Genomic DNA, 26176 nt, shown 5'->3' with positions numbered 1-26176 from the left:
CTCAATTCATCAAGTAGGCAAGTTTGTGGGTCAAGCGCTCGATCGAGTCTTCCGTAAACAGCAGCAACAGATCGAAGCGAATGTCATGCCCCTCCAGGCTGTAGCTGATCTCGACGGCCAGGGTCTTTTTCCAGCGCTTCTGGTTGAGCAGGATCAGCTCATCAATGGCCGCGTGTTGGCCGAGAATCTGCGGGTGGCCCTGGGAGAACACCACGTCGATCTGTTCGGCAATGCTGCTCAGGCAAGCGCCGATCAGGACGCTGGAGAGGTCCAGCAGCATTTCCAGGTCCGAGTAATCGGCATTCTGGCGCTGCATCAATTGCGCGATATCGGAGACTTCCGAGTCGTGAAAGATCAGCAGGGCTTCACCGGCGATGCCACTGCCGATAAATCCCTGGCAGATGGCCGTCAGTTGCTGGGAGCTGCCGGCATCGGCCAGCGCCATGTGCAACTCACCGACTTCGAGGATGTTCACGTTCGGCACGGGTAACTGCACAAAGACCCCGAGTACCCTGGCGATCAGGGCGGCTGCCTGGCCGATGGCGACGTTGACCGTCTCGCGGAACACATCGTGAAAACTGATGACGGTGTTTGTTTCCGAGCGATTCTGCTGCGGCGTCTGCCCGGGTTTCGTCAGCAGCCCCAGCCGACTGAGGGTCTGGCGCAGCTCGTCTTCGTCGAAAGGTTTTTTCAGGAAGGCCAGGGCGCCCAGCTCAAGCACGCGGCGCACCGCTTCCTCTTGGACGTCACCGGAGATGACGATGACTTGTGCCTTCAATCCTTCGTCGCGCAACGCGCTCAACACCTGGTAACCGTCCATCTCCGGCATGGTCAGGTCGAGCAGTACCACCTGTCCCAAACCCTGGCGTATGGCGTCCATGGCCTGGCGACCGTTGATGGCCTCGGTGACCGAGACCGGCCAGTCCGCTGGCAGGGCTCGTAACACTTGTTTGCGAGCCATGTTGGAATCGTCACACACTACTAGGGGAATCACTGACACAGAGGCACTCTTTAAGAGGTTGGCTATCAGGGAATGTCTTACATGCATCATGTCATAGGGTAGCAAAAGACCTGCTGGTGCATAGGGTTTATCGGAAACCCCCTACCAACATGTGAGGCCGGTGGGGTACTCCAGGTTCCGCTTTGGTCGCGGGAATTTGAAATGCCCGGCGTGGCTCGACAGAATCGCTTCCCGATCCGGCCAAAGCGACCGGACGTTCGTGGTGAAAAAGGGGCTGTAGTTGAACGAACAAACATTGTCCATGCGCCTGGAGCGAGTGGCGGCACAGGTACCAGCCGGTGCACGCCTGGCCGATATCGGCTCGGATCACGCCTACCTGCCGGTGGCGTTGATGCGCCGTGGTGCCATCGTGGCGGCGGTGGCCGGTGAGGTGGCATTGACGCCGTTTCGCTCGGCCGAACGCACCGTGGGCGAGAACGACCTGGAACAGTGGATCACCGTGCGCCTGGCCAATGGCCTGGCGGCGATCGAACCGGAAGACGGCATTACGGCGATCAGCATCTGCGGCATGGGCGGCGAGACGATCCGCGACATCCTCGACAGCGGCAAGGCACGCCTGAGTGGCCAGGAGCGGTTGATCCTGCAGCCCAACGGTGGCGAGCAGCCCCTGCGCCAATGGCTGATGGAAAATGGTTACCGCATCCTTTGCGAGGAAGTGCTGCGAGAGAATCGCTTCGACTACGAAATCATCGTCGCCGAGCGCGTCGGGCCGGTGCTGTATACCCCCGAGGAGCTGTACTTCGGCCCGCTGCAGATGCAGGCCCGCAGCCCGGCGTTCCTGGTCAAGTGGCAGCGGATGCTGCGCTTGAAGCAACGGACCCTGGCTCAGTTTGCCCGGGCGCGTCAGGCGGTGCCCGAGGAAAAGGTCCAGGAAGTCGCCCGGCAGGCCCGGTGGATCACTGAGTTGCTGGCTTGAGCCATGGGGGGGAACGTCTACGCCAGCGTAGCCTCTGAAAGTAATGCAGGACGACCCGCGTCGCCCTTTTACACTTGGAGGATAGGCTCACATGAACATTTTAATGGTCCTTACATCCCACGATCAGCTGGGTGACACCGGTAAGAAAACCGGTTTTTGGCTCGAGGAATTCGCCGCTCCCTATTACGTGTTTGTCGACGCCGAGGCGACCGTCACGCTCGCTTCCCCTAAGGGCGGACAGCCACCGTTGGACCCCAAAAGCGATGAAGAGGACGCTCAAACCGAGGCGACTCGTCGCTTTCGCACCGACACCACAGCCCAAGCGGCATTGGCTAATACGATGCTGCTGGGTGAGATCGACCCCTATGACTTCGATGCCGTGTTTTACCCCGGAGGTCATGGGCCGCTCTGGGACTTGGCGGAGGACATGGATTCGAAAGTTCTCATCGAGGCCTTTTATGCCGCTAATAAACCCGTGGCCGCCGTTTGCCACGCCCCTGGCGTATTCAAGAACGTTCAAGCCCCGGATGGCCAGCCTGTGGTGAAGGGCAAGAAAGTCACCGGGTTCACCAACTCCGAGGAAGAGGCCGTGGGGCTGACGCAGGTGGTGCCGTTCCTGGTGGAGGACATGCTCAAGGCAAAAGGCGGCGAATATTCCAAGGCAGCGGACTGGGCGAGCTATGTGGTCGAGGACGGACATTTGATCACGGGGCAGAATCCGGCTTCATCCGAGGCCGCCGCCCAAGCGCTGGTCAAGCGGCTGAAGCAGGAACAAAAGGCCTGAGCCGGCGTCGGCACTGACCTTGTCGTTAAGGGTATTGCCCACGGCGATACCCTGACGCGCCTGCCTAATCAAGGCGCCTTGAGTGGCGGCTCAAGCACTGGCATGGGTCAGCCCGGTCAAGGTGTCAGCGATGGTCTTCGTGCGTTGCGCCGTGCCTTCGGTGGTGCGGCTGGAGTCCTCCAAGACATCGAGCATCTCGCGTAGGGCGCTCACGGCTACGGACTGGTCTTCGATCTGTTGGGCGACGCCTTGGATCTCTTTTGACAGCAGGTCGATGTCCACGCCAATTTCAGCGGCATTCTTGCGGGTGATTTCCGCGAGCTTACGCACCTCGTCCGCCACCACGGCAAAACCTCTGCCCATTTCACCGGCCCGCGCCGCTTCGATGGCGGCGTTGAGGGCTAGCAGGTTGGTCTGTCCAGCGATTTGCTGAATCACTTGCACGATCGACTGAATACGCAGGCTTGAGCTGGCGAGGGCGCGAGCGCCGACCACCGCTTCACCCGCTTGCGTGGCAAGCTGCTCCACGGTCGTGCCCGCCTGCTCGGCAACGGTGTTTTGCCGATCGATGGTGCCCGTCAGGTCATCCATCGACAGGTGCAGCTCGCCCGAGTAATGCTTGATTTGCGTGGCCATCTCCTCTTGCTGCTGGCTGGCGTGGGCCAAGACCTGGCCCAGGTCCGTCAGGCCGTTGAATACAGGCAGGATCGTGCTGTCCAGGCCGCGGGTGTCCAAGGCGCTGCTGAAGTCTTTCATCTTGAACGCCATGATCTGCTTGACCACGACATGGTTCAGGCCCGCCAGCTTCTTGATCTGACGACGCAGGAAAAAGGCCTTGAACTCGCCGTAGTGGGCGATGAAGTTGTCGACGTACTCGTCGGTGAAACTGGCACCCTTGCTCATCCGAAAGAAGAAAATCGCCGTGAGTGTCTGGTTCAGGTTCAGGCCGAGGATTTCACCAAACGTCGAGAAGCCGGCCAAAGGCACATCACCGAAAATACCGGCCATGCTGCCCAACTCGTTGCTGTTGTTGAGCCGGCGCAGGATGCAGTCGTTGAGAATCGCCGCCACCGGCCGGCCGCCTTTGCCCTTGAGGAATTTCTCGTAGTCGAGTCGGGTTGCTTCGCGAAGGGGTGTGCGCTTGACCATCACCAGTTCTTCGCCAGGAGCGACGTCGCAGAACAGCTGGATGATTTGCTGTTGATAGTCAATGCGGGCAATGGAGCGCACGAACAGCTCTTCGCCCACGCGGATGGCGAATGAATAATCCGCCAGTTTCTTTTCCAGCATCTGGGCAGTGCATTCGAAGGCGTCGCACAGGGCTTGCACCATGCTTTTGATGTTGCCACGGCTGTCGATGACCTGATCGATGGTGCGGTCTTCCACCGAAGCGGTCAACACGCTGAAAGTCAGTCCGGCCGGTTGGAAGTTCTGGCTTTTGAAGACCCCGAAGCGCACATCCGCTGCGGTCTTGAGGAAAACGATCTGTGCATGGTTCTGATAACTGCGTTGACCGTCACTGATCAGGGTTTTCTTGAAATCAAGTTTGCCCCCGGCAGAGCCGCCGACGAACAGGCAAGGGAAACGCCCAGACTCATAAAGCGCCTCCATGAAGAACGACTCGGATGCCGAAAGACCGTCGAACACCACGTAGGCCAAGGTGTCGCGATGGTCAATGGGCGTGTTCACCTGCACCCGCTTGATGTTGTTCACCAGTTTGGCGATGCGCTCACGCATGGCCAGGCGTTTGCCACCGCCGCGAATGTCTTCGCACTCCAGCGGCACCATCACTACCTCGGCCGACACAATCACGCTGGCATCGAACAGTTGCAGCACCACCCGGTCCCACGTATCGCCGGTCTGGCAATACAGCGCGTTAGCGCCGTTGCACAGCTCGCCCGACGTCGTGCACAGGCTGATGGCGCTGTGGGCGAAGCGCTTTTTGATCTTGGCGGCGACTTGGTCGATGTCCAGATGAGGGGAGATAAATCCGGTGACCAGCACCGGTTCTACGCGCACGCTGGCCAGCGCCTGGTCAAGCCCACTTGCAGTGCAAACCACGCTTGCAGCGCCTTGAGTGTGGGCTCGGGACGTCTTGAAGAGATTCAGTAGGTTCATGGCTGGACTCGTTGAGTGCGACGTGACGCATACGAGGTATACGTGCAGAGGCCTTACTCTGTATCGGCCACGGCTGGGTATGCAGGAGCGAATTGGGCAGCAGTGGCTACGCAGAGGTGCCTGGCGGCGTTCAGGCTGTGCAGCAACGCCAGTGCAGGATCCTCTGCGTATAACCCAGTCTCAAATTATCGATTTCCATCCCCAGCCCACAGTGTCCTTTCGTCTGTGTTGACTGCGCCCAATTGATTAGCGACTTTCGTACCCCTCCCAGGGGAAACCCGGCGACTCGATCAGCCGTTCAATAAAGTCATCGTCTGAGCGGCGTATCGGTCGCCGGCCACAACCCCTTCGGCTGTAAAAATCTCATCCAGATGGGCCAATTCCCCGGCGCTCAAGGCCACCGCGGCGGCCGCCACATTGCTCTCCAGGTATTGACGCTGCTTGGTTCCCGGGATGGGGATGACGTGATCGCCTTGAGCCAGGACCCAGGCCAAGGCCAGTTGTGCAGCGCTGATGTGCTTGTTCGCCGCCAATGCCTTGACCCGGTCCACCAACGCCAGGTTGCGGTTGAAGTTGTCAGCCTGGAAGCGCGGGCTGAAGCGGCGATAGTCATCGGCGGCGAAGTCGTCAGGGCTCTTCAGTTCGCCCGTCAGAAAGCCGCGGCCCAGGGGGCTGTAGGCGACAAAGGCAATGCCCAGCCGCCGGCAGGTATCGAGCACGCCATTGTGTTCAGGATCACGGGACCACAGCGAGTATTCGCTTTGAACCGCCGCCAGTGGATGAACCGCATGGGCCCTTTGGATGGTCTCGGCGCTGGCTTCCGAGAGGCCAATGTGGCGGACCTTGCCGGCCTTGACCAGCTCGGCCATGGCGCCGATGGTTTCTTCGACCGGCACCTGGGGGTCGATGCGGTGCTGGTAGTAGAGGTCGAGGTAATCGGTATCGAGGCGTTTGAGGCTGCCTTCGACCGATTGCCGGACGTATTCAGGGCGCCCATTGACACCGCGGGCATGGGGATCGCTGCTGCGCACGAGGCCGAATTTGGTGGCCAGGTAAATGCGTTCACGCTTGCCGTGCAGGGCGCGTCCGAGCAGTTCTTCGTTGGTGTGCGGTCCATACATATCAGCGGTGTCGAACAGGGTTACGCCCAATTCCACGGCGCGGTGGAGCGTGGCAATGGCCTCCTGCTCGTTGACGCCAGTGGTGTAGAAGTCCGACATGCCCATGCAGCCCAGGCCGATGGCTGAAACGTGGGGGCCGCGATGGCCGAGTTGGCGGGTGATCATGCTGACTGCTCCTGGAAATAAATGACCGGTTTAGTCTCCAATAAGCTGTTTTCTGGATAAACCCGCGATTTTTGGTTTAACTATTCGTAATATCTAAATAGTGAGTCGAGCCATGGATCGATTACAGGCCATGCAGGTGTTCAGGCGCATCGTCGAACTGGGTGGTTTTGGCAAGGCGGCCGATGACCTTGGGCTGCCCCGGGCGACCGTCAGCCTGCTGATACAGCAATTGGAAACCCACCTCGGCGTGCAACTGCTGCAGCGCACCACACGGCAAGTGCGCGCGACGCTCGATGGCGAAGCCTACTATCAGCGCTGCGGCCAACTGCTGGACGACCTCGATGACCTCGAAGGCTCGTTGTCGGTCCAGCGCAGCCAGCCCCGCGGGATCTTGCGGGTGGACATGCCCATTGCCTTTGGTTGCACCTGGATCCTGCCGCACCTGGCGGATTTCTATCGGCGCTATCCAGGGCTGCAATTGGACCTCGGTTTTCACGACCGGCAGGTCCACTTGCAGCGCGAGGGTGTGGATTGTGCAATCCGGGCCGGCAACATTGTCGATCAGGCCCTGGTGGCACGGCCCATTGTGCGGCTACGGCAACTGACCTGCGCCGGCCCCGACTACCTGGCCCGCTCAGGTACGCCCCAGCGTTTGGAAGATCTACCGGCCCATCGGGCAATCAACTTTGCCTCGGGCAATGGACGATTTTTTCCGTTCGAGTTCGAAGTGGCGGGGCAGGTGCGCGAGTTGCAATTGCCGAGTGAGTTGACTGTCAATAATGCCGACGCTTATGTAACGGCCTGTGAAGCGGGCTTCGGCTTGATCCAGGTGCCGCGTTACCACGTGCAACGGCAGTTGGCCGAGGGCAGGCTGGTCGAAGTGTTGAGCGAGTACGGCGTGCCGACGTGGCCGATCTCAGCGGTGTACCCGCCGCACCGACAGCTGTCGCCCAGGGTTCGGGTGTTTATCGATTGGGTGGTTGAGCTGTTGCAGGGAGAGGCGGATGTGCGACGGGAGTTGCTGATAAAGGCATAAAACCGCTCGTCACTACTGTCAGCTCTGACAGTAGTGACGCGAAAAGACTTCCCCTATACCTGTAGTTCCATCCTTTCCTTAAAGAGCGGCGGATATGACTACGCAAAAAGCAGCTAAAGCGGCGGGTGATCTTGACCCAAGCTTTGGTGACGAGGGAAAAGTGCTGTTCACTCTTGCCCAAGGCGGCTTTTTAGGAACATCAAAATTACTCAGTGACGAAAAAATATTATCGGCTGGCGTCAATGTCGATGACGTTGTTTTGGTGCGACACCTGAGTAATGGCGACCTGGATGATTCTTTTGGTGACCATGGAATCACACGCCTCAATATTTTTCCCGGCGTGCGCCTAGGGAAAAACGTCTTAACCGTTCAACCCAATGATCAAGCATTTATATTTGGCCATGTTGGGGAAGAATTTGAAATCCTTTATATCCTCAAAATCTTGCCTGACGGAAAACTGGACACCACCTTTGGCAAGGAAGGGCGCGTCGTTATTGATTTGCCGGTTGGCGAAGATGTTGCTCGTCTTCTAGCGATCCAGCCCGACGGAAAAATCGTCCTCGTCGCAAGGGTTGTGAGGGGATATGAGAATTATGATGAGGTTCTCCTTCGGCTTGACAGCAAAGGGGAACTCGACCCGACCTTCGGTGAAACCGGGATGGTGTTTGTCGGGAAGGTTTACTTTTCATCGTTGATCATACTCCCGGATGGCCGGCTGCTTTTCGCCGGGGCAAAAGATGGTGCCTTGTTGTTTGCACGCTACCTGAATGATGGACGACCTGATCGTTCTTTTGGTGAGGAAGGCGTTGTTACGATTGAAGTAAAAAACAGCCAATACGCGGAAATTTCTGCCGCTGAGCGGCAGTCGGATGGGAAAATCGTGGCCGTGGGTTCTGCGAACTTTGAGTCAAAGGGGTTCCATACGCTGACAACGCGAATCAATCCTGATGGAAGCCTGGACGAGACTTTCAATCACGGAGCACTTGCTGTCATCAGTTTCCAAGGTTACGAAGCTCAGCATCACGCTGTGGCTATTCAACCGGACAATAAAATCATTGCGGCGGGAGCCTCCTTGGGGACCGAAAAAACCGCCAATTTCACGTTGATGCGGTTCCTCCCCAATGGTGCGCCAGACCTCGAATTTGGATTGCACGGTCGAGTCATGACAGACCTGGGCAGTTTGGATTTGGCAATGCACATCTCTTTGCAAGCCGACGCAAAGATAGTGGTGTCCGGGTGGGTTTTGGGCTTATCCAGAGGCGTGGGGATAGTGCGTTACCTCAGCCAATGAGACAGCGCCCGAGATCACACGTTGACCCAACGCTGGCGACTCCAACCGCTCAACGTGTCTATCGTGGCGACCACCGTGACGAGGGAGCAAGCTCCCTCGTCACGGGGTCACGCTGCACCTGACTGGTATTTCAGGACGGTTTTTTTGTTGTGCCGAACCGCTGTCTCTTCCAGCCAGGACTCGCCGCAATCAACGCAAGGTGTAGCCGCTGTCCACCACCCAGTCTTGACCATACACGCCCCGTGCACCCTGGCCCAACTGGAACAGAATGACATCCGCCACGGCACCCGGTTCCAGGAATTGACCGTTGAGCAAGCGTTGGTTGACGGTGCTGGCCACTGAGCCAAGGGTCTCTTCATTGAGGCCCAGGGTGCCCCAGATCGGTGTGGCGGTAGGCCCCGGCGAAACCATGTTGAGGCGAACGCCAAAGGGCGCCAGCTCCACGGCCAGGGTGCGCATCTGCGCGCGCAATGCCGCCTTCGAGGCGATGTACGCGGCCAGCCCTGGGAAGGTGACTTGCTCCAGAAACGTACCGATGAAGACCACGGACGCCTGGGCCGCCAGATGCCCGCGCAGGCTACTCAAGGTATTGAGCGCACCCGCGCCATTGACGGCCCATTGGCGGTCAAAAGCCGTCAGGTCCAGACCGTCGGCCAATTGCGCGATTCCAGCATTGGGCACCAGGAAATCCACTGGGCCGATGGACGCGGCCAGTTGTGCCAGCCTGGCCTGATCGCTTGCCTGGGTGACGTCGCCAGGCAGCCAGGACAGTTTCTCACCAAAGCGCTCGATCAGCTCGCCGAGGCCACCGATCTGTCGCGACATCGCGATGACCTTCGATCCGCGCTCCAGCAGGCGTTGGGTGACGGCCAGACCGATACCCGAACTGGCACCGGTGACTACGCCAAGACCAGGGTTGCATTCATTACTCATGGGCTCTCTTCCTAGATTCGCCAAAAGGGCATAAGACTTGATCAGAAATCGTGCCAGATAATATTTTTATTTAAATCAATTAGTTGGAGTTGTTAAGGGTTATTTTGACTCGCGTGGAGCCAAGTCAAAATGACCCTCTGCTAGTCTTTATGACCCGATTGGTAGGCGCAGAGAGACAAAGTGGCGTCCGTACCGCTCGTCACTACTGTCATCTCTGACAGTAGTGAGAGGGCAAGACTTTTCCCTATACCTGTAGCCCCATTCTTCCTTTTAAAGAGCAGCGCAAATGGCTACGCAAAAAACTCAAGTCGCTGGCGCTCTTGATCCAGGCTTTGGTCACGAGGGGAGGGTGTTTTTCACGCTCGACCGAAGCGCTTTTGGAGGGTCATCCAAATTACTCAGCGACGGAAGAATACTCACGGTGGGGGTCAATGCCGCTGATCTTGTTTTAGTCCGTCATCTGGGCAATGGCGATGTGGATGGTGCCTTTGGCAATCAAGGCATTCAACGCATCAGTCTCATTCCGCATGGCCGCCCATTGCAGGCCTCTCTAACACTTCAATCCAATGATCGAGCATTGGTATTTGGCAGTGTTGGAGACGCCTCTGGACGAATGCTCTATCTCATCAGGACCCTGTCTGACGGGAAGCTGGACAGCACGTTTGGCAGAGAAGGGCGGGTGTTCATTGATGTGCCGGCTGGAGAGGATGCTGTTCACGCCCTGGCGATCCAACCCGATGGGAAAATTGTTCTCACTGCGCGGGTCCAGAGAGATTTTGAAGACTATGACGAAGTGCTCCTTCGCCTCGACAGCACAGGGCAACTTGACCCGACCTTTGGCAAGACCGGCATCGTGGTGATTGGCCAGGGCGAGTTTTCATCCGTGCTCGCACTTGCGGATAACCGCCTGCTTTTAGCCGGGTTTGACAATAACGCAGTGCTGTTCGCACGCTATTTGAGCGATGGTCGACCCGACACTGACTTCGGCGAAAACGGCTTTGTCACGATTGAAATAAACTCCAGTCGCTTCGTGCAAATAGCGGCAGCTAAACGGCAGCGCGATGGGAAAATCGTCGCCGTGGGTTCCGCGGACCTTGGATCAAAAGGCTTTCATCCTTTAATTACTCGGATCAATCCCGACGGAAGCCTGGACAGTACGTTTAATAACGGCTCTCCCGCACTTATCGGTTTCCAGGGTTACGAAGTAAAACATGGCGCCGTGGCCATCCAACCCGACAATAAGATCCTGGCGGCAGGCGCATCCCTGGGTAGCGTCGAAACCGCTAACTTCACGTTAATACGATTGCTTCCAAACGGAACACTGGATACTGAGTTTGGCTCGCAAGGCAGAGTCATGACCAATATGGGGGGCGTGGACATCTCCCAGGACGTGGCTGTGCAAGTCGATGGAAAGATAGTGGTGTCCGGTTGGGTGATCGCCTCACCCCAGGGAACAGGCATCGGGATAGCACGTTATTTCGGTTGATAGGACAGGGTTTATTCGACGTACCCCTGATCTTTGGTAGCGCACCGCAATGTCGGCTGGAAGGATGCAACGGCACCCGCGCCATCTGTCGCTACTGTCATCTTTGACAGTAGCGACACGAGAAGGCTTTCCTCTATACCCGTAGCTCCATCCTTCCTTTAAAGGGCAGCGGATATGGCTACGCAGAAAGCAACTCAAGCGGCGGGCGATCTCGACCCAAGTTTTGGTGACGAGGGAAAGGTGCTTTATTTTCCTCCCCCCTCGACCCCCACACTCCGCATGTCGGGTACATCACGATTACGCAGCGACGGGAAAATGTTCACGGCCGGGTACCATATCAATCTAGGTGACCTTGTCTTAGTAAGGCACCTAAGCAATGGTGATCTGGATGATTCTTTTGGTGACGGTGGAGTAAAGGTCATCAGTATTGTTCCAGGGTACCGCATAGTGAGGTGCTTGTTAGAACTTGATTCGGATGACAGCGCGCTAATATTTGGCAGCTTTGGAGAGTACGGGGCCCAAATGCTCTTTCTCTGCAAGCTGCTGCCTGCGGGAGAACTCGACACTTCATTTGGGACGCAAGGATTTCTTTTTTTGGATCTGACGCCTGGAGCTGATTTGGCTAATGCTCTGGCAATCCGATCCGACGGGAAAATCATCCTCTCGGTAACCACTAACGAAGAACTGCTCATTCGTCTTGACAGCAAAGGAGATTTTGATCCGACCTTCGGCAACGGCGGCATCGTGTATGCCGGACAGGACGATTTTTTTTCTCTGATCGTACTTTCGGATAATCGACTGCTTTTAGCTGGATCAAAGTCTGAAACAGGCTTGGAATACGGCGCTATGCAGTTTGCACGTTTTCTGCCCGATGGTGCAGTAGATGGGACCTATGGTGAGAATGGCAAGGTGACGATCGATGTTAAAAACACTGCTTCAGCGTATGTCCTGAGTGCTGTGCAGCAGAGAGATAGGAAAATCGTGGCGGTGGGATTTGTGAGAATTGAAGAGAAGGGGTACTACACTTTAATAACACGAATCAATTCCGACGGAAGCCTGGACAGTGCCTTTAATAGCGGAGTTCCTTATCTTACGGGTCCTCCATACTATTCTCGGGGCAATGCCGTAGCTGTTCAGCTCGACGATAAAATTCTGGTAGTCACATTTACGGATGGTTCATTCAACTTGATGCGGTTGCATCCCAGCGGAGCACTGGATATGGAGTTCGGCTCGCAAGGCAGGGTAAGGACCGATATGTCGGGAATAGATAAAGCCAGGGATATTGCTGTGCAACCCGACGGAAAAATAGTGTTGTTCGGTACGGTTGAGATGTCACCCCAAGGAACAGGCATTGGAATAGCACGTTATTTCGGTTGATAGGGAGACGCTGCAGTCACGCCTTGACCCAGCGCTGACGACTCCAGCTACTTAGGGTGTCGACCGCGAAAACCAGCAGGAGCATCGCCAGAATCACTGTACTGCCTTGCGCTTCCTGGAACAGGCTGAGGCTGACGTAGAGCATTTGCCCCAAGCCCCCGGCGCCGACGAAGCCGAGCACGCTGGCCATGCGGATGTTGTTTTCCCAGCGGTACAGGACGTAGGCCAGGAGCTGGGGCAGCAGGTTTGGCAGTGTGCCGTAGCAAAATGCCAATAGCGCATTGCCGCCCTGCAACCGGATGGCTTCGGCGGGTTGTGGCGGGGTGTTTTCCAGCGCTTCGGCGAACAATCGGCCGAGCACTCCCGTGGTGTGCAGGGCCAACGCCAGGGTACCGGCATTCGGGCCCAGGCCGGCGGCCAGGACCATCAGCGCGGCCCAGACCAGTTCTGGAACCGCGCGCAAGGCATTGAGCACCAGGCGCGAGGCGCTCTGGAAAGGCCAGCCATAGCGCCCGGCCGCGGGCAAGGCCAATAACAGGCCCAACACCGCCGCGAGCAGCGTGCCAATGGCGGACATGGCCAGGGTTTCCAGGGCGCCGTGGCCGATCGCCCGCAGGTGACCCGGGCTCAGGTCCGGGCTGAGGAAGCGCTGGGCATAAGCCCCCATCCGCGCCAGGTTGCCGCTGTCGCCGAGTTCGCCGAGATCAATGCTCAGATAGAGGAACGAGGCGACAACTGCTGCGCCGATGCACAGGACAATGACCGCGTTGATCAGCCGATTCATGCCAGCCTCCAGCGCAGCAGGCGGCTGAGTTGATCGGCGAGCAGCACCAGGACGAGGAACGTCAGTAACAAACTGGCCACTTCACCGCCGGCGAACATGCGCAACGACAGATCCATTTGCTGGCCCAGGCCGCCGGCCCCGACGAAGCCCATCACCACCGAGGCGCGGATGGCGCATTCCCAGCGGTACACCGTGTAGGACAACAGTTCCGCCGCCACATTGGGCAGGATCCCGTAGCAGAAGGCTGCAAGCCGACCGCTGCCGGCCTGCAACAGCGTGTGGGCCGGACGCTGGTCGACCGACTCGTAGATTTCCGCGTAGACCTTGCCCAACATGCCGCTGTAGGTAATCGCAATGGCCAGTACTCCAGCCGTCGGGCCGAGGCCGACGGCGCGCACGAAAAGCAAGGCCCAGACAATCTCCGGCACGCTGCGCAGGAAGATCAACAAGCCGCGTACGGGCCAACGCAGCAGTTGGCCCCAATAACCCGGGTGGCCGGCCCGGGAGGCCGCCGACAGCGACAGCGCACGACTGGCCAGGAGGCTGGCAGGAACGGCCAACAGCAACGCCAGGGCCATACCCGCCGTGGCGATGGCCAGGGTTTGCAAGGTGGCTTGCCACAACAGCTCGATGAATTCCTTGCCATGTGCCGGAGGCCAGAAGGCCGAGACAAAGCGGCCCATCTCGCTCTGGCTGTCACTGGCCAGCAGGACACTGAGGTCCAACTCGCTGAGGTGAATGCCCGGCCACAGCAGAACAAGCGCCAGCAGGCTGAGCAGCAGGCGAGGGCGGGTGGCGGGGTCTCGGGTATCGCGTGTCAGCATCGGGGAATCTGCACGCTCAAGGTGGACCCAGGCGGTGGCGAGGACTGCAACTGCTCATTGGCGTAGAGCTTGTCGAGCAGCTCGCGGTTGACCGCATCGGCTGGTAAGTCGAACAGGATCTGTCCATCGCGCAGGCCAATGATCCGTGAAAAATGGGCCAGGGCCAGCTCCACCGCATGCAGGCTGGCGACCAGGGTGACGTTGTGCTCCCGGGCATGGCGGCAGAGCACCGAAAGCGTGTGCTCGGCCAATACCGGGTCCATGGCCGAGACCGGTTCATCGGCGAGCAGCACGTCGGGCGCTTGATACAACACGCGGGCGATACCCACGCGTTGCAGCTGTCCGCCAGACAACTGCTGGCATTGCGCGAACAACTTGTCACCCAGGTCCAGCCGGGACAATGCCGCGCGCGCACCTGGAATATCCAGCGGGTGCAACAGATTCAGCAGGCCCTTGCCAACGCCCCATTGACCCAGCTTGCCGGCCAGAACCGCAGTGATCACGCGCTGGCGTGGTGGCAGCGGCGGCGACTGATGGATCAGGCCGATGCGACTGCGCAGACGCTGGCGCTGGCGGGCGGACAATTGCCAGGCTCGCTCGCCGAGCACCTGCACGTCGCCGTTCCCCGGACGCAGGGCGACGCCCAGTACGTTGAGCAGGCTCGACTTACCCGCGCCGGACGGGCCGATGATGGCGACCTGTTCATTGGCACCGATGTGCAGCTCCACGCCACGCAGCGCCTGGACACCGTTGGCGTGGGACAGGCTGACCTGGGTCAGGTGGAGTGTCATTTCAGCAGTTCGGCGGCGCGTGCGGCTTCCTCGATGCCCTTGTAGTTCTCAGGCTTGGTTTCGATGAAGCGGCTGGCGGCTTGCAGATCGAGGATTTCCTTGTCCTTCGGGTTCGCCGGATCGAGGGCCAGGAACGCGGCCTTTATCTTGGCGGCCAGTGCTGGGTCGAGGGTTCCACGCACCGTCCAGTTGTAGTCGAAATAGGCCGGGGTGGTGGCAAACACCTTGACCTTGGTGGTGTCGACCTTGCCGGCGGCGACCAGTTTTTCCCAGACGCTGGCGTTGAGGACCCCGGCATCGACCTTACCGGCCTGGACCCAGGCTACGGTGGCATCATGGGCGCCCGAATAGCCGACGCGGCTGAAATAGGTTTCCGGCTTGATGCCGTCCTGGAGCATGAAATAGCGCGGCATTAAGCTGCCTGAAGTCGAAGACACCGAGCCGAAAGCAAAGGTCTTGCCCTTGAGGTCGGCGAGGGACTTGACGGCAGGGTCGGCCGTGATGAATTTGCTGGTGAATTGGGCGTCCTGTTCACGCTGTACCAACGGAATGGCATTGCCGGTTTTCAGGCGTGCCTGCACGAACGTGAAGCCGCCCAGCCAGGCCATGTCGATCCGGTCGGTGGCCAGCGCCTCGACCACGGCCGGATAGTCGCTCACGGGCACGAACTCGACTTTCATACCGGTTTGCTGCTCCAGATACGCGCCAAGCGGCTTGAACTTGCGCAGCAGTTCGGTAGGGGCTTCATCGGGAATCGCGCTGACTTTCAGCGTGTCGGCGGCCTGCGTCAGCAGGGTGCAAAAAGACAGGGTCAAGCCGACGGCCAGGGCCAGGGAACGCTTAAGCATGGAAGATCTCCGGTACATTAACGCAAGAATGTTTAAGCGCCTGGCCTGGGGATGGCAGGGCGCGTTGTGAGGGTAGACGAATGGGAGCCCTACCGACCGTTTTTGGTCAACCCGGTAAACCTCTGTTAATCGCACCGCCGGGATCCTACAAGCCCACGCGTATGATGCAAGCAGTTCTTGATCCAAGCATGATCAACGATCCGATGAACGATGACTCCTAGAGCCTGATTCGATCCATGAGCGACAACCCCTACACATTGTTCAAGCGCTTCCAGACCCCTGATCCCGCGATTGGCCCCCGTGAACAGGCGCCGATGCTCGACGAGGAGCGCGCCTGGGCGCGTGAGGGTGCGTTTATGCATCGTTTCAGCTGGATCGAGGTGCTGGTGCCACCGTTGTGCTTGGGGCCGGTGCTGCCGGGCCTCGCGTTTTTACTGGGCCTGTGGCTCTATCAAGCGCTATCCGCCCCGGGCGTGGATGTTGACCGGATCGTCGGTGACTCCCTTGGCTGGCTTACCTTCGCGACGCTGCTGTTCATGGCCGGTTGGGGGCTGCACAACTACTTGCGCGACACACGTGACCCGACCAAACGCTACTGGAAGTCCATGCCGGATCAAGGGCAGGTCGAGCTTGAACACCATACCCTGGTCTCTGGCACCAGCCTGTGGTCTAGCGACTATGACCCGGATTGCAACACCCTGATGCAATGGACCGACGGCGAACTCAAGTGCGTACAAGGCTCCGGCGTATCGCAGTGGCTCCTGGCCCAGACGGCGGCGGGTCACTGGCTCGTGCTCAAGGAAGAGTATCCGGGCGACTTCAGCTATGGACCGGTTGGGCGAATACCGCCGTTGGACAAACAGATGCAGCCCCGCCAGCAATTGGCGATCGCCTTTGCCCCCGGCACCAACCTGTCCCTCGGTCGGCGTTTCAGCGGCGCGCCGATGCCCTTGATCGAGACGCCGTATTGGCTGTCTGCCTATGAGCTCAAGCGCCTTGTCGAGGCCGCCCATCACTGGATGTTTTTCCCGCCGAACCGCTATGCCGTGGTCAACGAGGAGGATGCCGCCTGGATGCAACGGCTGGTGGACAGGGCGCAAACCAGCGTCGGGCCCCGGCTGGAGCAACGCACCCCGGCGGCGGTTCAACCCCCTTGAGGCGATGACCGCTCAGTCACCTTGCCCCGACTTATCCAGAAAAACCGTGAGTATGTCTGTGGATAACCGCACCGCGGCCAGGCGGTTGGAGCGTTTCAACAGACGATCAAAAAATAAACAGGTGGCTTGAAATTCAAGTGGGCAGGATTGCCCGGTAGGCCGTCGACCATTGACTACGCAACTGCGCCGGACTGACCCCAAGGCGTTGCTTGAAGACCGTGGCCATGTGCGCCTGGGAGTTAAAGCCGCAAATGTGGGCGATCTCCACCAGCCGGGCTGTTGAATCGCGCATCAAGGCTCGGGCCTTGGCCAGGCGTCGGTCGATCAGGTAGCTATGGGGGCTTTTGCCTGTCGCCTGCTTGAAGGCGCGCATGAAGTAGCCTTCGGACAATCCGAGCAATCCCGCCATCGCCGATACACTCAGTGGGCCGTCGAGCCCCGCGTCAATGAATTCATCGAGCAGGCGCATCCGGCTGCCGGTGATCGATCCAGGAGGCGGTGTCGACAACGCCTGGTGCTCCAGCGTCCGTTCAGCCAGTCCGAGGGCCCAGGCTTCCCAATCGTCCTCTGTCGATGGCTGCAACAACGCGCCGCGCATTCGCTGTGCGAGGGTAATGGCCTGCTGATCAATGCGATTGTTGAATGCCCGATCCCCTACCAATGGACGAGCGTCCGTACGCATGACCCGCAGGTATTCACCGCCGCAGGGTGATTCGGAGAACACATCACACTCGGCCGGGACGAACGCCAGGCCATTGGGCATGGCCTCGAAGGGCCGCACCCGGTCGCTGCCAATGGCATGCACGCCGCGTTGGCTGTCAAAGGCAAAACCGATCGCCGCCTGGGTCGCGACATATCGCGCCGCGTAGGCGCAGCCGGGTAACAATTCGATCGCCCATGGGCCGGCCTCGATACGACGGACCGGTTCCGGTGGGGGCGATGACGGCAGGCGGTTTCGATGGCTCATGCGACCCATAGTAGAGAAGAGTGGGCACAAAAGTCAGGTCAGTTTTCTGAAAGCCGTCGTATGGCGTCCGCCTCTAGACTGGGCAAAACCTGGAGGTCACCCCATGCACAAACTGACGCTCGACGCTATCGAACACGCTGCCCACGCTGTCTACCAAGTCATGCCGGCAACCGCCCAATATGCCTGGCCCTTGCTGGCTGAGCGGCTGGGTTGCACGGTGTGGGTCAAGCACGAAAACCATACCCCGACAGGTGCTTTCAAGGTGCGCGGCGGCATCACCTTCATGCATTGGCTCAAACACGCTCACCCCGACGTGAAAGGCGTGGTCACCGCCACCCGTGGCAACCATGGCCAGAGCCTGGCGCTGTCGGCAACCGCGCTGGGTTTGAAAGCATTGATCGTGGTGCCGGAAGGCAATTCGGTGGAAAAGAACAAAGCCATGCGCGGCTTTGGCGGCGAGGTGGTTGAGTTCGGCCGCGATTTCGATGAGGCCCGCGAAGAGGCTGCGCGCCTGGCGCGAGTGCATGGCCTCTACCTGGTGCCGCCGTTCCATATCGAGTTGGTCAAGGGCGTGGCCACTTACGCGCTTGAACTGTTCAAGGCTGCGCCGGACCTGGATACCGTCTACGTGCCGATTGGCTGTGGATCGGGGATTTGTGGAGTGATTGCCGCCCGTGATGCCTTGGGCCTGAAAACCCAGGTGGTAGGCGTGGTTTCCACTGAGGCTTTGGCGGCAAAGTTATCGTTTGAAACGGGAGAACTGTGCGAAACCGCCTCGGCCAATACCTTTGCTGACGGCCTGGCCGTGCGTCGGCCGATCCCCGAGGCGTTCGCCATCTACGCAGCGGCGGCGACGCGGATCGTATCGGTCAGCGACCAGGAAATTGCCGAGGCCATGCGCGTCTATTACACCGACACCCATAACCTCGCCGAAGGCGCCGGTGCCGCTGCGTTGGCCGCGCTCATGCAGGAGCGTGAAACGATGGCAGGGAAGCGGGTGGCTGTGATTTTGTCCGGCGGGAATATGGACAGGCCGGTGTATGCGAAGGTGATTGAGTGAGTAAGGGCCGCGCATGTTAACGCCGATCAGTTAATCGACACAAAATCTTGTGGCGAGGGGATTTATCCCCGCTGGGCTGCGAAGCGGCCCCAACACTGCCGGCGCTATTAACCAGGCACACCGGGATGTAAGGGTTTAGGGCTGCTGTGCAGCCCAGCGGGGATAAATCCCCTCGCCACGACAGGCGCAGTTTGTAGTCTATAGTTTTTACCAGCGCCGGAAATCCTTGCGTGGAGGGCAGTCAGGCACGACAGACTCCTCGTGCCGTCACCCCGTTGGATATCCGCAAGCCGTCAGTCGTGAACAATGCAGGGAGCACACCATGGCGATCCAACGGTCGAACATACTGAGGTCGGCCCCAGGTATCGCCCATTCCGAGCACGCCATTTCCGGTACGCCGAACAATCTGCTTCAGCGCGGCTTCGACCAAGTCAAGGAAGCCTACTTTCTGTTCCCGCTGCTGGCCGTTTTCCTGTTGCTGGCCCTGTGGGCGGGTACCCTGTACCTGATCAAGGTCGAACAGGTTCGTGCGCAGCGGGGCATTGCCGAGGCGAGCCTGGAGATCGGTGCCACCTACGAAGCGCAAATTCTGCGGGCCGTGCGTGAAATCGATCAGACCCTCAAACTCGTCAAATACACCTACGAGTCCGAGGGCGAGCAAGACCCGCTGCCCAAGCTCAAGGCCCGTGCGCTGTTGCCATCCTCCTACTTGTTTGACGTCAGCGTGGTCGATGCTGACGGCCTGATCGTTGCGAGTACTCAGCCGAGTGAAGCCGGCAGCAGGATCGCCCAGGATGAGCTGCAAGCGCTGTGGCGTGGCAATGGGTTGTCGATCAGTCGTCCCTGGAGAAGCCCTGCAACGGGGGAATGGAAGCTGCGTTTCAGCCGGCCTCTCAATACGGGGGCCGGGGCGTTCGCCGGGATGGCGATGGTCGAGGTCGATGCGGCCTATTTCGTCAGCAGTTATGACGCTTCAAAACTCGGCAATCACGGCCTGCTCGGCTTGCTGGGCGTCGACGGTGTCTTCCGGGCGCGGCGCACCGGCGAAGCCATAGTGGCCGGCGACGAGGTCGACTACGCGGCAGTGGTGCCGGACACTGAAAATACCGAGGCCGTACGCTCGATCACTGGATGGGACGGCGTGCGACGCTATACCAATGCTCGCCAACTCTATGATTATCCGCTGGCGGTGGTGGTCGGATTGTCCGAAGAGGAACAATTGGCCGCCGTGACTCGGCAGGCACGCGCCTACCTGTGGCGGGCGGCGGGCGCTAGCCTGTTGCTGGTGTTGTTCGTCAGTCTGCTGAGCCGGATGAGTTGGCAACTGGTGCAAAGCCGCGTGCGCGCCGCCGAAGCCAAAATCGCCTATGCCGAAAGCGTCGAGTACCTGGCCTATCACGACGGCCTTACGTCGCTGCCCAACCGCAGTCTGTTCAGCAAGATGTTGAGCCAGAGCATCAGCGAGGCAAACCGTTATCATCGGCAACTGGCGGTGCTTTTCCTCGACCTCGACCGTTTCAAGCAAATCAACGACACGCTTGGACACGATGCCGGCGACCAACTGCTGCAGGAAGTCGCACTGCGACTCAAGGCCTGTCTGCGCGCCAGCGATACGGTGGCCCGGTTGGGCGGCGACGAATTCGTGATATTGCTGCCGGAGCTGTCCGAGGACAAGTACGTGGCGATCACCGCCCAGAAAATCCTGGGCGCCATTGCCCGGCCGTTCAACCTTCAGGGCCAGGAGTTTCGTGTGACCGCCAGTGTCGGTATCAGTGTCTTCCCACAGGATGGCCTGGACGAGCAGACACTCAAGAAAAACGCCGATATCGCGATGTATCAGGCCAAGCAACAAGGCAAAAACAACTTTCAGTTCTACTCCGAGAAACTGAACGCGGACTCATTGGAGCGGATGACGCTTGAGCTGAGCTTGCGCCACGCGCTGGAGCGCCAGGAGTTCCAGCTGCACTACCAGGCCAAGCGAGATATACGCAGCGGCCAGATCACCGGGATGGAAGCGCTCTTGCGCTGGAATCATCCCGACCTGGGCATCGTCGCGCCCATGCAATTTATCCCGGTGGCGGAGGAGACTGGTCTGATCGTGCCGATCGGCAAATGGGTGCTCAAGACCGCCTGCCAGCAAAACGTTACCTGGCAACAGCAAGGGCTGCCGCACCTGGGAATCGCCGTGAACCTCACGGCCCGTCAGTTTGCCGATGAGCGTTTACTCGTCGACCTTGCCGAGATACTGGCTGAAACCGGTATGGAAGCGAGTCTGCTGGAGCTCGAAATCGCCGAAAGCCTGCTCATGCAGGATGTCAAAAGGGCATTGAGCGTGTTGACTGGGCTTAAACGCCTGAAAATCCGGATCGCCATTGATGATTTCGGTATCGGTTATTCTTCGCTCTCTGCACTCAAGCAGTTTCCCCTCGACGCCATCAAGATCGATCGCTCATTTATCTGTGATGTCAGCAGCGTATCGGAAGACAAAGCCTTGACCGAGGCCATTATCGCGATGGGCAGGACCCTGAGCCTGACCGTGGTTGCCCAGGGCGTGGAAACCAAGGAGCAGGCCGATTTTCTGCGGGACAATGCCTGCGATGAATTCCAGGGGTTTTACTTCAACAAGCCGGTACCGGCCGATCAGTTCAAGGTGTTGCTACAAGCCCAGGCGGCCCATCCGGGTGTCGCTACCTAAAGGGGCCAACGGCCTGAAGATCATTGCGGGTCGATCGACAGTGCCCTGACGCTGCTGTCCACCTCGCGTGCATCGATATAACCAATGGTGTCGGGGTTCTCTGCGATTCGTTTCTTGACTTCGGCGCCGCTTGAAACAGCCAGGGGAGGCTGGCCCCTGCCGGTGAAGATGATTTTCGACCAGTGCGCCTTGAGCTGGGACGCGGACTTGCCCGTGAACGTTGAGTAGAACTCATTGCGGGTCGCCGAATCTTCAGTCTGATCAATTGGAATGGCCTGTGCGCCGCTGGGAAAACGACTGGTTTTACCCAGGAAAATATCCGCCACCTGATTGCGCTCGAGCGCTTTCAATGGACTGGCGGTGGCGACCACGACCACGACATCGGCCATGACGGAGCTGCTGCCTGTGCACAGGACTGTCCCTAGCACCGCATACCCAATGCGTTTGAGAAACCGCATGATCGGCTCCATCAGAAGACAAAATCGACAGAAAGGCTAAGCAAACTGAAGTTGCCGCCGGGCTCGTAGCCCGGCTGATGATTCACTAAAGGCCCGGTTGCCCGCGGGCCCAGGCGGGTGTGGTCATACTGGACTTTGGCGTCCATATTGGTTGTGAAGTCCCAGCGCATGCCTACCGAAAGGGTTTGCTGGCTGCTGTTCGCGGCCATGAGCGAATTGAGCGCGGCGTTGAGCTGTGTCGCCGCACCCGCCAGGTCTGGCGGTAAAGCCGATGTGCTCAAACCTGTGGTGGAGGTTTCGCTGTCGGTCCTTGATCGCGCGTAAGTCACATAAGGCGTGAACTCATCAAGCCTGTATCCACCGCTGAGGTACCAGGCGCTGACCGTACCTATTACCGCTTGGCTGTTGAAGTGCCCCCATTCGCCCATGACGAACCATTTGCCTGGGTCATAGATCGCCCCCACGCCCACGAACTTCATGCGCTTGTCCTTGGTATCGTACCGGTCCGCGATGCGGTTGCCTTCCTCGCCGAATTCCCTGAAACCATCGAAGAGTGGGTTGAAAGACTCCACGGTCAGATGGGTCTCCAGGTAGGTGATGCGGGTGGTCAAGGCCCCATATTCGGTCAGATTGGAAACGCCCCACGAGCCCTTGGCCAGGATCTTGCCCATGTCATTGGGCATGTGGGGATTGCTGCGACCATAGTTGCCCTGGACCGTATTGGTGAGATCACCAAAATGCAGCCTGTAGCTGAGGTCGATACCATCGGTGTTCGTCACCGGTATGAGGCTGTATACCTCGCCTGGTGGCCTCACCCACGGCAGGGTGTAACCCACCTTGCGACTGTCGGAGAACAGGAAAGCCGGCTGCACGGTACGGCCGACACGCATGCTGAAATCCGGTGTGAACTGATACTTGATGTTGGCCCATTCGATGGAGGGCTCGTAGCTGTTGTCATATTGCTGCTCAGAAATGACCTGCACCACGGCCGAAAGCTGCGGTGAGAAATTGGCGGTCAGCTGCGCCCCCACCAGACTATCGACATCGGCGCTCCAATTGCGCGCATGCCCCGTACCGTTGGGTTTGAAGATGCTGGAGGTGAAATCGGCTTTATTTTCGCTTGAGTGGACGATCCCCACGGTGCCGAAACTGCTCAGCGAAAATATCGACTTTTCTGAATCCTCGGCACTGACGGGACAGACATACAACGTCGCCATTGCCAAGGCCAGTGTATTAAGTCTTGCCACCATAGGATCACCGCGACCTCATCGGAAAATAAAGCACCTGTCATTTAGATGCGACGCCATGACCGGAGCTGTTTGGCGTTGCCGGATGCGAGGACCTGGCATTACGAAAACTTAGCCTGATCAGAAGCATTGATCGCCAGCTTGAGCGTAAACGTCGCACCTTTCCCCGGCCCCTCGCTATGGGCTTCCAGCGAACCTCCCATCTCCATGGCTGCCAGCACGCAGCTATGCAACCCGAAACCATGGCCATCTTTGCGCGTGGTGAATCCATGGGCAAAAATCCGCGTCAGGTTTTCTGGCGCAATGCCTTCGCCATTGTCGATCACCTTGATGGCCAAGGTGATGCCTTGCTGGACCTCGCTGTGAAGGGTGATCTGCGGGCCTGGCTCCGGTCGCTCGTCCATCGCGCTGCTGGCGTTTTTTATCAGGTTGACCAGGATCAGCAGCACGCGGTGCTTGTCCAGTTGCAGCAAAGGCGTGTCTGCAAAGTCGCGCACCACGGTTATCTGGCGCGCGGCGAGTATCCCGGCGTTCATGCGCAGGGCATCCTCGATCAGAGCCTTTATTTGCACGGTCTCGGCGATGCTGGATGCGCCCGCATAGGATTGCTGGGCAGAGACGATTTCCTTGATGTGATCAACGCTTTTGGTCAGTTGTTCGAGTTCGTCGGTCATGCTCTGTTGTTCGATCGCAAGCGCGTCCACCAGCTGGTTCAGGTAGCTCGGCAAAAGCTTGCCTTTCTCATCGTGGGAGATGAAGTCACCAAGATCGTCGGCATGCTGGTTCATCAGTTGCACCGCCTTGCCAAGCCCCAAGGCCTTACTGGTGCGCAGTTTGCGTGTGACCAGGTCTGCGGAAATATTCACGCTGTTAAGCACATTGCCCACGTTATGCAGGACGTTGGTGGCGATTTCGGCCATACCGGCCTGGCGCGCCGCAGCGGCCAGTTGGGTCTGGACTTCGGCTGCGCGCAAACGGCTTTGCGCCAATTGCCAGCTCATTCGGGCGAGCAGACCCACCAACAACACCAGCAACAAGCTGCCGCCCGCAGCGCGCCAGAGATAGGTGTGCGCCTGGCGGGTCACCACGGCCAGTTGTTCTTCCTCGGACAACCCGACAATCACCGCCAGTGGAAAATCGTAGAGTTGGCGGGCACTGGTATAGCGCCGCACGCCGTCCCATCCGTTGATCGAGAGTACGGCTTCGGTGTTTTCGGTGTCTGGTACCACCGCCGCGTAATCCACCGTATCGCCGGCCGATACGGTTTCCCCGGTACGTCGTACGCGGAAGATGCCATCGGTTCCGAGTAGTCCGAGCGCACCCTGGTCGCCGAGTTTCGAGGCGTCATAACTGCTGACGAAATAGGCCGCGTCGACTTCGACCCTGGCGATTCCGGAGAACCCGCCATCTGCTGCGTTGAGTCGGCGGCTGAAGCGCAGTCGCCATTCTCCGGTGGCAGGGTTTTTCCAGGGGCGACTGATCGACAGCAAGTCGTTTTGCCGCAGCGCCTGCTGCTCATCCGGGTCAACGATATTTTCCCTGTCGTGTGCCCGTGTGCTCGCGATTAGCCCGCCGCCCGGACTGACCACACTGACGTCAAACACCAAGGCCGGCGGCAACAAAGCCCGCTCTTGCAGTTTGCGCAGTGGATTAGGCTCACCCTCGGTCTCAAAGGTGTATTTGACAAGCTTGAGGGTTTGATCAATTTCGTGAATGGCGCGCAGCATCTGCGCTTCGTACGTGGCGCCCATTTCCAGGCTGGCCGTCGCTGCGCCTTGCTGCGCGCGCAGTTGTTCGACCTTGATCAGGTACAGGGTGGCCGTCCAGATAGCCAGCAACAGGAGAACGGCCAGTAGTGGAAACAGAATGTAGGCTTCTTTGGCCTGGTCGAAGCTGCGCCGAAACAGGCTGGTCCTGGGACTTGAACTGGGCTCTGCGGAATTGGCAATGCCAGGGGCCAACCTCAGTGTATGGGGCCGCTGGATCGGCATAGTGTGCTCCCTGCATGGTCACTATTGATGGCGCTTGGGTATCCGACACGGTTACGGCTCGAGGGATGTGCTCCTGCCCGCCGAGCAAAAGGATTTGGATCTGCTAGGAACTATAGACCACAAACCGTGCCTGCCAGTACGCGTGCAGGAACGCCGTGTTGCAACGTCGTTTGCGAACTCCAAAGCCAACGCTCTTCTGTCCCGCGCCAGGGCTTATCGCCGACTTACCCAGTAATGGGCGACGGCACCCTCGGGACCCTGCACCGGGTCCTGGTCGGGAAACGGCAACGTGTCGATCTTCGCCAGTTGCGCCTTGCTCGGTGCTTCCTGGCAAATGTCGGCCTGTTGACCGGGAGGGTAGGCGCCGACAACCAGGAAGTCCTCGCTGGCCTGCAAGCTACAGTGACCTGTACCGGCGGGTAGCAGCAATACATCGCCAGCTTTTACCTCCAGGACATGCCCATCCGGGCCGCCAAGCATCAGGCGCGCCTGACCGCTGGCGATGCCCAGTACCTCATGGCCTTCGGTGTGGTAATGATGGAAGTCATAGATCCCGTAGCGCCATTGCGGCGGCCATCCATTGGCATTGAACGTCTCCTCGATCAACGCTGCCGCATCGCTGCCCTGGACGGCGATGGCGGCGGGGTAGAAAAGCACTGGAAGGCGCGGGTTGTTGGGCACCCAGTCGTTGCGTTCCAGCATCAGGACTTGCATGGAGTCGGACACTGCGTTCGATTGACTCATCGAATGATTTCCCAGGCTGAATATCTGACCTCTCTTGGGCTAGACGTTACGGGGGAGGGGAGAGTTCAACGCTGATCAGGATCGTCTGCGGTAGCACCTGTTTGATTAATAGCAGCGCGTTTCGTTGGCAGCGTCCAGGGTCGAGCTGCTCTCGTCGAGAAACAGCACGGTGTTTCGGCTGCCGGTTCGCACTGGATGATGGCCGCTTATTGATGAATCGTTTGAATGTCAGATGTGCGGCATCCAATAAACGGCCAGTTATTGATCTTGATCAATGCAACTAAAAACCCTGTGCCCACAGCAGTATAAAGACGAAGTTATTCATTATTAAAGAGTGATGGCTCTTTGATATTGCGTTAAGA

At 58.9% G+C, this 26176-nt stretch carries 22 protein-coding genes and 1 pseudogene; 9 read left to right on the top strand and 14 right to left on the bottom strand.

Annotated elements, in window-relative coordinates:
- Nucleotide 1: 1 nt before the first annotated feature.
- Nucleotides 2–1048 carry a response regulator gene (locus tag CD58_RS16380; protein WP_080712639.1) on the bottom strand — a complete coding sequence of 349 codons (1047 nt, stop codon included), beginning with the start codon at nt 1046–1048 and terminating at the stop codon, nt 2–4.
- A gap of 193 nt (nt 1049–1241) precedes the next feature.
- On the opposite strand from CD58_RS16380, the gene CD58_RS16375 reads away from it, so the two are divergent.
- Nucleotides 1242–1937: a tRNA (adenine(22)-N(1))-methyltransferase gene (locus CD58_RS16375; protein ID WP_025214080.1), complete on the top strand. Its 696-nt coding sequence runs from the start codon at nt 1242–1244 to the stop codon at nt 1935–1937.
- 91 nt (nt 1938–2028) lie between these two features.
- On the top strand, nt 2029–2721 hold the full coding sequence (locus tag CD58_RS16370) for a type 1 glutamine amidotransferase domain-containing protein (protein WP_025214079.1): 693 nt from the start codon (nt 2029–2031) through the stop codon (nt 2719–2721).
- 90 nt (nt 2722–2811) lie between these two features.
- On the opposite strand, the gene CD58_RS31895 is transcribed toward CD58_RS16370, so the two are convergent.
- From CD58_RS31895 to CD58_RS16360, 3 genes and pseudogenes are all read right to left on the bottom strand, one after another.
- Entirely contained in the window at nt 2812–3312 is a 501-nt protein-coding gene (locus tag CD58_RS31895) for a methyl-accepting chemotaxis protein (protein WP_235195325.1), read from the bottom strand.
- A gap of 372 nt (nt 3313–3684) precedes the next feature.
- Nucleotides 3685–4839, bottom strand: a pseudogene (locus CD58_RS31890) (FIST signal transduction protein); the annotation flags it as partial.
- Between the two features lie 290 nt (nt 4840–5129).
- A complete protein-coding gene (locus CD58_RS16360; RefSeq protein ID WP_025214077.1) occupies nt 5130–6125 on the bottom strand; it encodes an aldo/keto reductase in 996 nt (331 codons plus the stop codon).
- A 112-nt stretch (nt 6126–6237) separates the two neighbouring features.
- On the opposite strand from CD58_RS16360, the gene CD58_RS16355 reads away from it, so the two are divergent.
- On the top strand, nt 6238–7161 hold the full coding sequence (locus CD58_RS16355; protein ID WP_025214076.1) for a LysR family transcriptional regulator: 924 nt from the start codon (nt 6238–6240) through the stop codon (nt 7159–7161).
- 94 nt (nt 7162–7255) lie between these two features.
- Nucleotides 7256–8452, top strand: a complete 1197-nt coding sequence (locus CD58_RS16350) for a hypothetical protein (RefSeq protein WP_025214075.1) — start codon at nt 7256–7258, stop codon at nt 8450–8452.
- A 189-nt stretch (nt 8453–8641) separates the two neighbouring features.
- Here the strand turns inward: CD58_RS16350 and CD58_RS16345 are convergent, their stop codons facing one another.
- Nucleotides 8642–9385: an SDR family NAD(P)-dependent oxidoreductase gene (locus CD58_RS16345; protein WP_025214074.1), complete on the bottom strand. Its 744-nt coding sequence runs from the start codon at nt 9383–9385 to the stop codon at nt 8642–8644.
- Between the two features lie 286 nt (nt 9386–9671).
- Here CD58_RS16345 and CD58_RS16340 point away from each other — a divergent pair, with 286 nt between their 5' ends.
- Nucleotides 9672–10871 (top strand): hypothetical protein, encoded by a 1200-nt coding sequence (locus CD58_RS16340; protein ID WP_080712566.1) that lies wholly within the window; start codon nt 9672–9674, stop codon nt 10869–10871.
- 174 nt (nt 10872–11045) lie between these two features.
- A complete protein-coding gene (locus CD58_RS16335; RefSeq protein WP_025214072.1) occupies nt 11046–12248 on the top strand; it encodes a hypothetical protein in 1203 nt (400 codons plus the stop codon).
- Between the two features lie 16 nt (nt 12249–12264).
- Here the strand turns inward: CD58_RS16335 and phnE are convergent, their stop codons facing one another.
- The 4 genes from phnE to CD58_RS16315 are packed head-to-tail and all read right to left on the bottom strand — an operon-like array spanning nt 12265 to nt 15495.
- Nucleotides 12265–13032, bottom strand: a complete 768-nt coding sequence (gene phnE / locus CD58_RS16330) for a phosphonate ABC transporter, permease protein PhnE (RefSeq protein WP_025214071.1) — start codon at nt 13030–13032, stop codon at nt 12265–12267.
- Nucleotides 13029–13856 carry a PhnE/PtxC family ABC transporter permease gene (locus tag CD58_RS16325; RefSeq protein ID WP_025214070.1) on the bottom strand — a complete coding sequence of 276 codons (828 nt, stop codon included), beginning with the start codon at nt 13854–13856 and terminating at the stop codon, nt 13029–13031. Before CD58_RS16325 ends, phnE begins: the two co-directional genes overlap by 4 nt.
- A complete protein-coding gene (locus CD58_RS16320; RefSeq protein WP_025214069.1) occupies nt 13850–14647 on the bottom strand; it encodes a phosphonate ABC transporter ATP-binding protein in 798 nt (265 codons plus the stop codon). The genes CD58_RS16325 and CD58_RS16320 overlap by 7 nt, the downstream gene beginning before the upstream one ends.
- Nucleotides 14644–15495, bottom strand: coding sequence for a putative selenate ABC transporter substrate-binding protein (locus CD58_RS16315; protein ID WP_025214068.1), 852 nt, complete (start codon nt 15493–15495; stop codon nt 14644–14646). Before CD58_RS16315 ends, CD58_RS16320 begins: the two co-directional genes overlap by 4 nt.
- Nucleotides 15496–15731: 236 nt before the next feature.
- Between CD58_RS16315 and CD58_RS16310 the strand changes: the two genes are divergently transcribed.
- The gene (locus tag CD58_RS16310; RefSeq protein WP_025214067.1) at nt 15732–16652 is read left to right on the top strand and encodes a hypothetical protein; all 921 of its coding nucleotides are present in this window, start codon (nt 15732–15734) and stop codon (nt 16650–16652) included.
- 133 nt (nt 16653–16785) lie between these two features.
- Here CD58_RS16310 and CD58_RS16305 read toward each other — a convergent pair whose 3' ends face one another.
- Complete coding sequence (locus tag CD58_RS16305) at nt 16786–17619, bottom strand: helix-turn-helix transcriptional regulator (RefSeq protein WP_144238581.1); 834 nt, start codon at nt 17617–17619, stop codon at nt 16786–16788.
- Between the two features lie 103 nt (nt 17620–17722).
- On the opposite strand from CD58_RS16305, the gene CD58_RS16300 reads away from it, so the two are divergent.
- Together CD58_RS16300 and CD58_RS16295 are read left to right on the top strand one after the other, a co-directional pair.
- Nucleotides 17723–18679, top strand: coding sequence for a threonine dehydratase (locus CD58_RS16300; protein WP_025214065.1), 957 nt, complete (start codon nt 17723–17725; stop codon nt 18677–18679).
- Nucleotides 18680–19001: 322 nt separating this feature from the next.
- Nucleotides 19002–21374, top strand: a complete 2373-nt coding sequence (locus tag CD58_RS16295; RefSeq protein ID WP_025214064.1) for a putative bifunctional diguanylate cyclase/phosphodiesterase — start codon at nt 19002–19004, stop codon at nt 21372–21374.
- Nucleotides 21375–21394: 20 nt separating this feature from the next.
- Here the strand turns inward: CD58_RS16295 and CD58_RS16290 are convergent, their stop codons facing one another.
- The 4 genes from CD58_RS16290 to CD58_RS16275 form a co-directional block, all read right to left on the bottom strand.
- Nucleotides 21395–21763 (bottom strand): phosphate ABC transporter substrate-binding protein, encoded by a 369-nt coding sequence (locus CD58_RS16290; RefSeq protein ID WP_235195267.1) that lies wholly within the window; start codon nt 21761–21763, stop codon nt 21395–21397.
- An 80-nt stretch (nt 21764–21843) separates the two neighbouring features.
- A complete protein-coding gene (locus CD58_RS16285) occupies nt 21844–23049 on the bottom strand; it encodes a hypothetical protein (RefSeq protein ID WP_235195266.1) in 1206 nt (401 codons plus the stop codon).
- 131 nt (nt 23050–23180) lie between these two features.
- Nucleotides 23181–25070: an ATP-binding protein gene (locus CD58_RS16280; RefSeq protein ID WP_025214061.1), complete on the bottom strand. Its 1890-nt coding sequence runs from the start codon at nt 25068–25070 to the stop codon at nt 23181–23183.
- Between the two features lie 213 nt (nt 25071–25283).
- Entirely contained in the window at nt 25284–25814 is a 531-nt protein-coding gene (locus tag CD58_RS16275; RefSeq protein WP_025214060.1) for a cupin, read from the bottom strand.
- Nucleotides 25815–26176 lie beyond the last annotated feature (362 nt).

This window comes from Pseudomonas brassicacearum, from assembly GCF_000585995.1.
GTDB lineage: Bacteria > Pseudomonadota > Gammaproteobacteria > Pseudomonadales > Pseudomonadaceae > Aquipseudomonas > Aquipseudomonas brassicacearum_A.
This window is presented reverse-complemented; position numbering and strand designations above follow the sequence as displayed.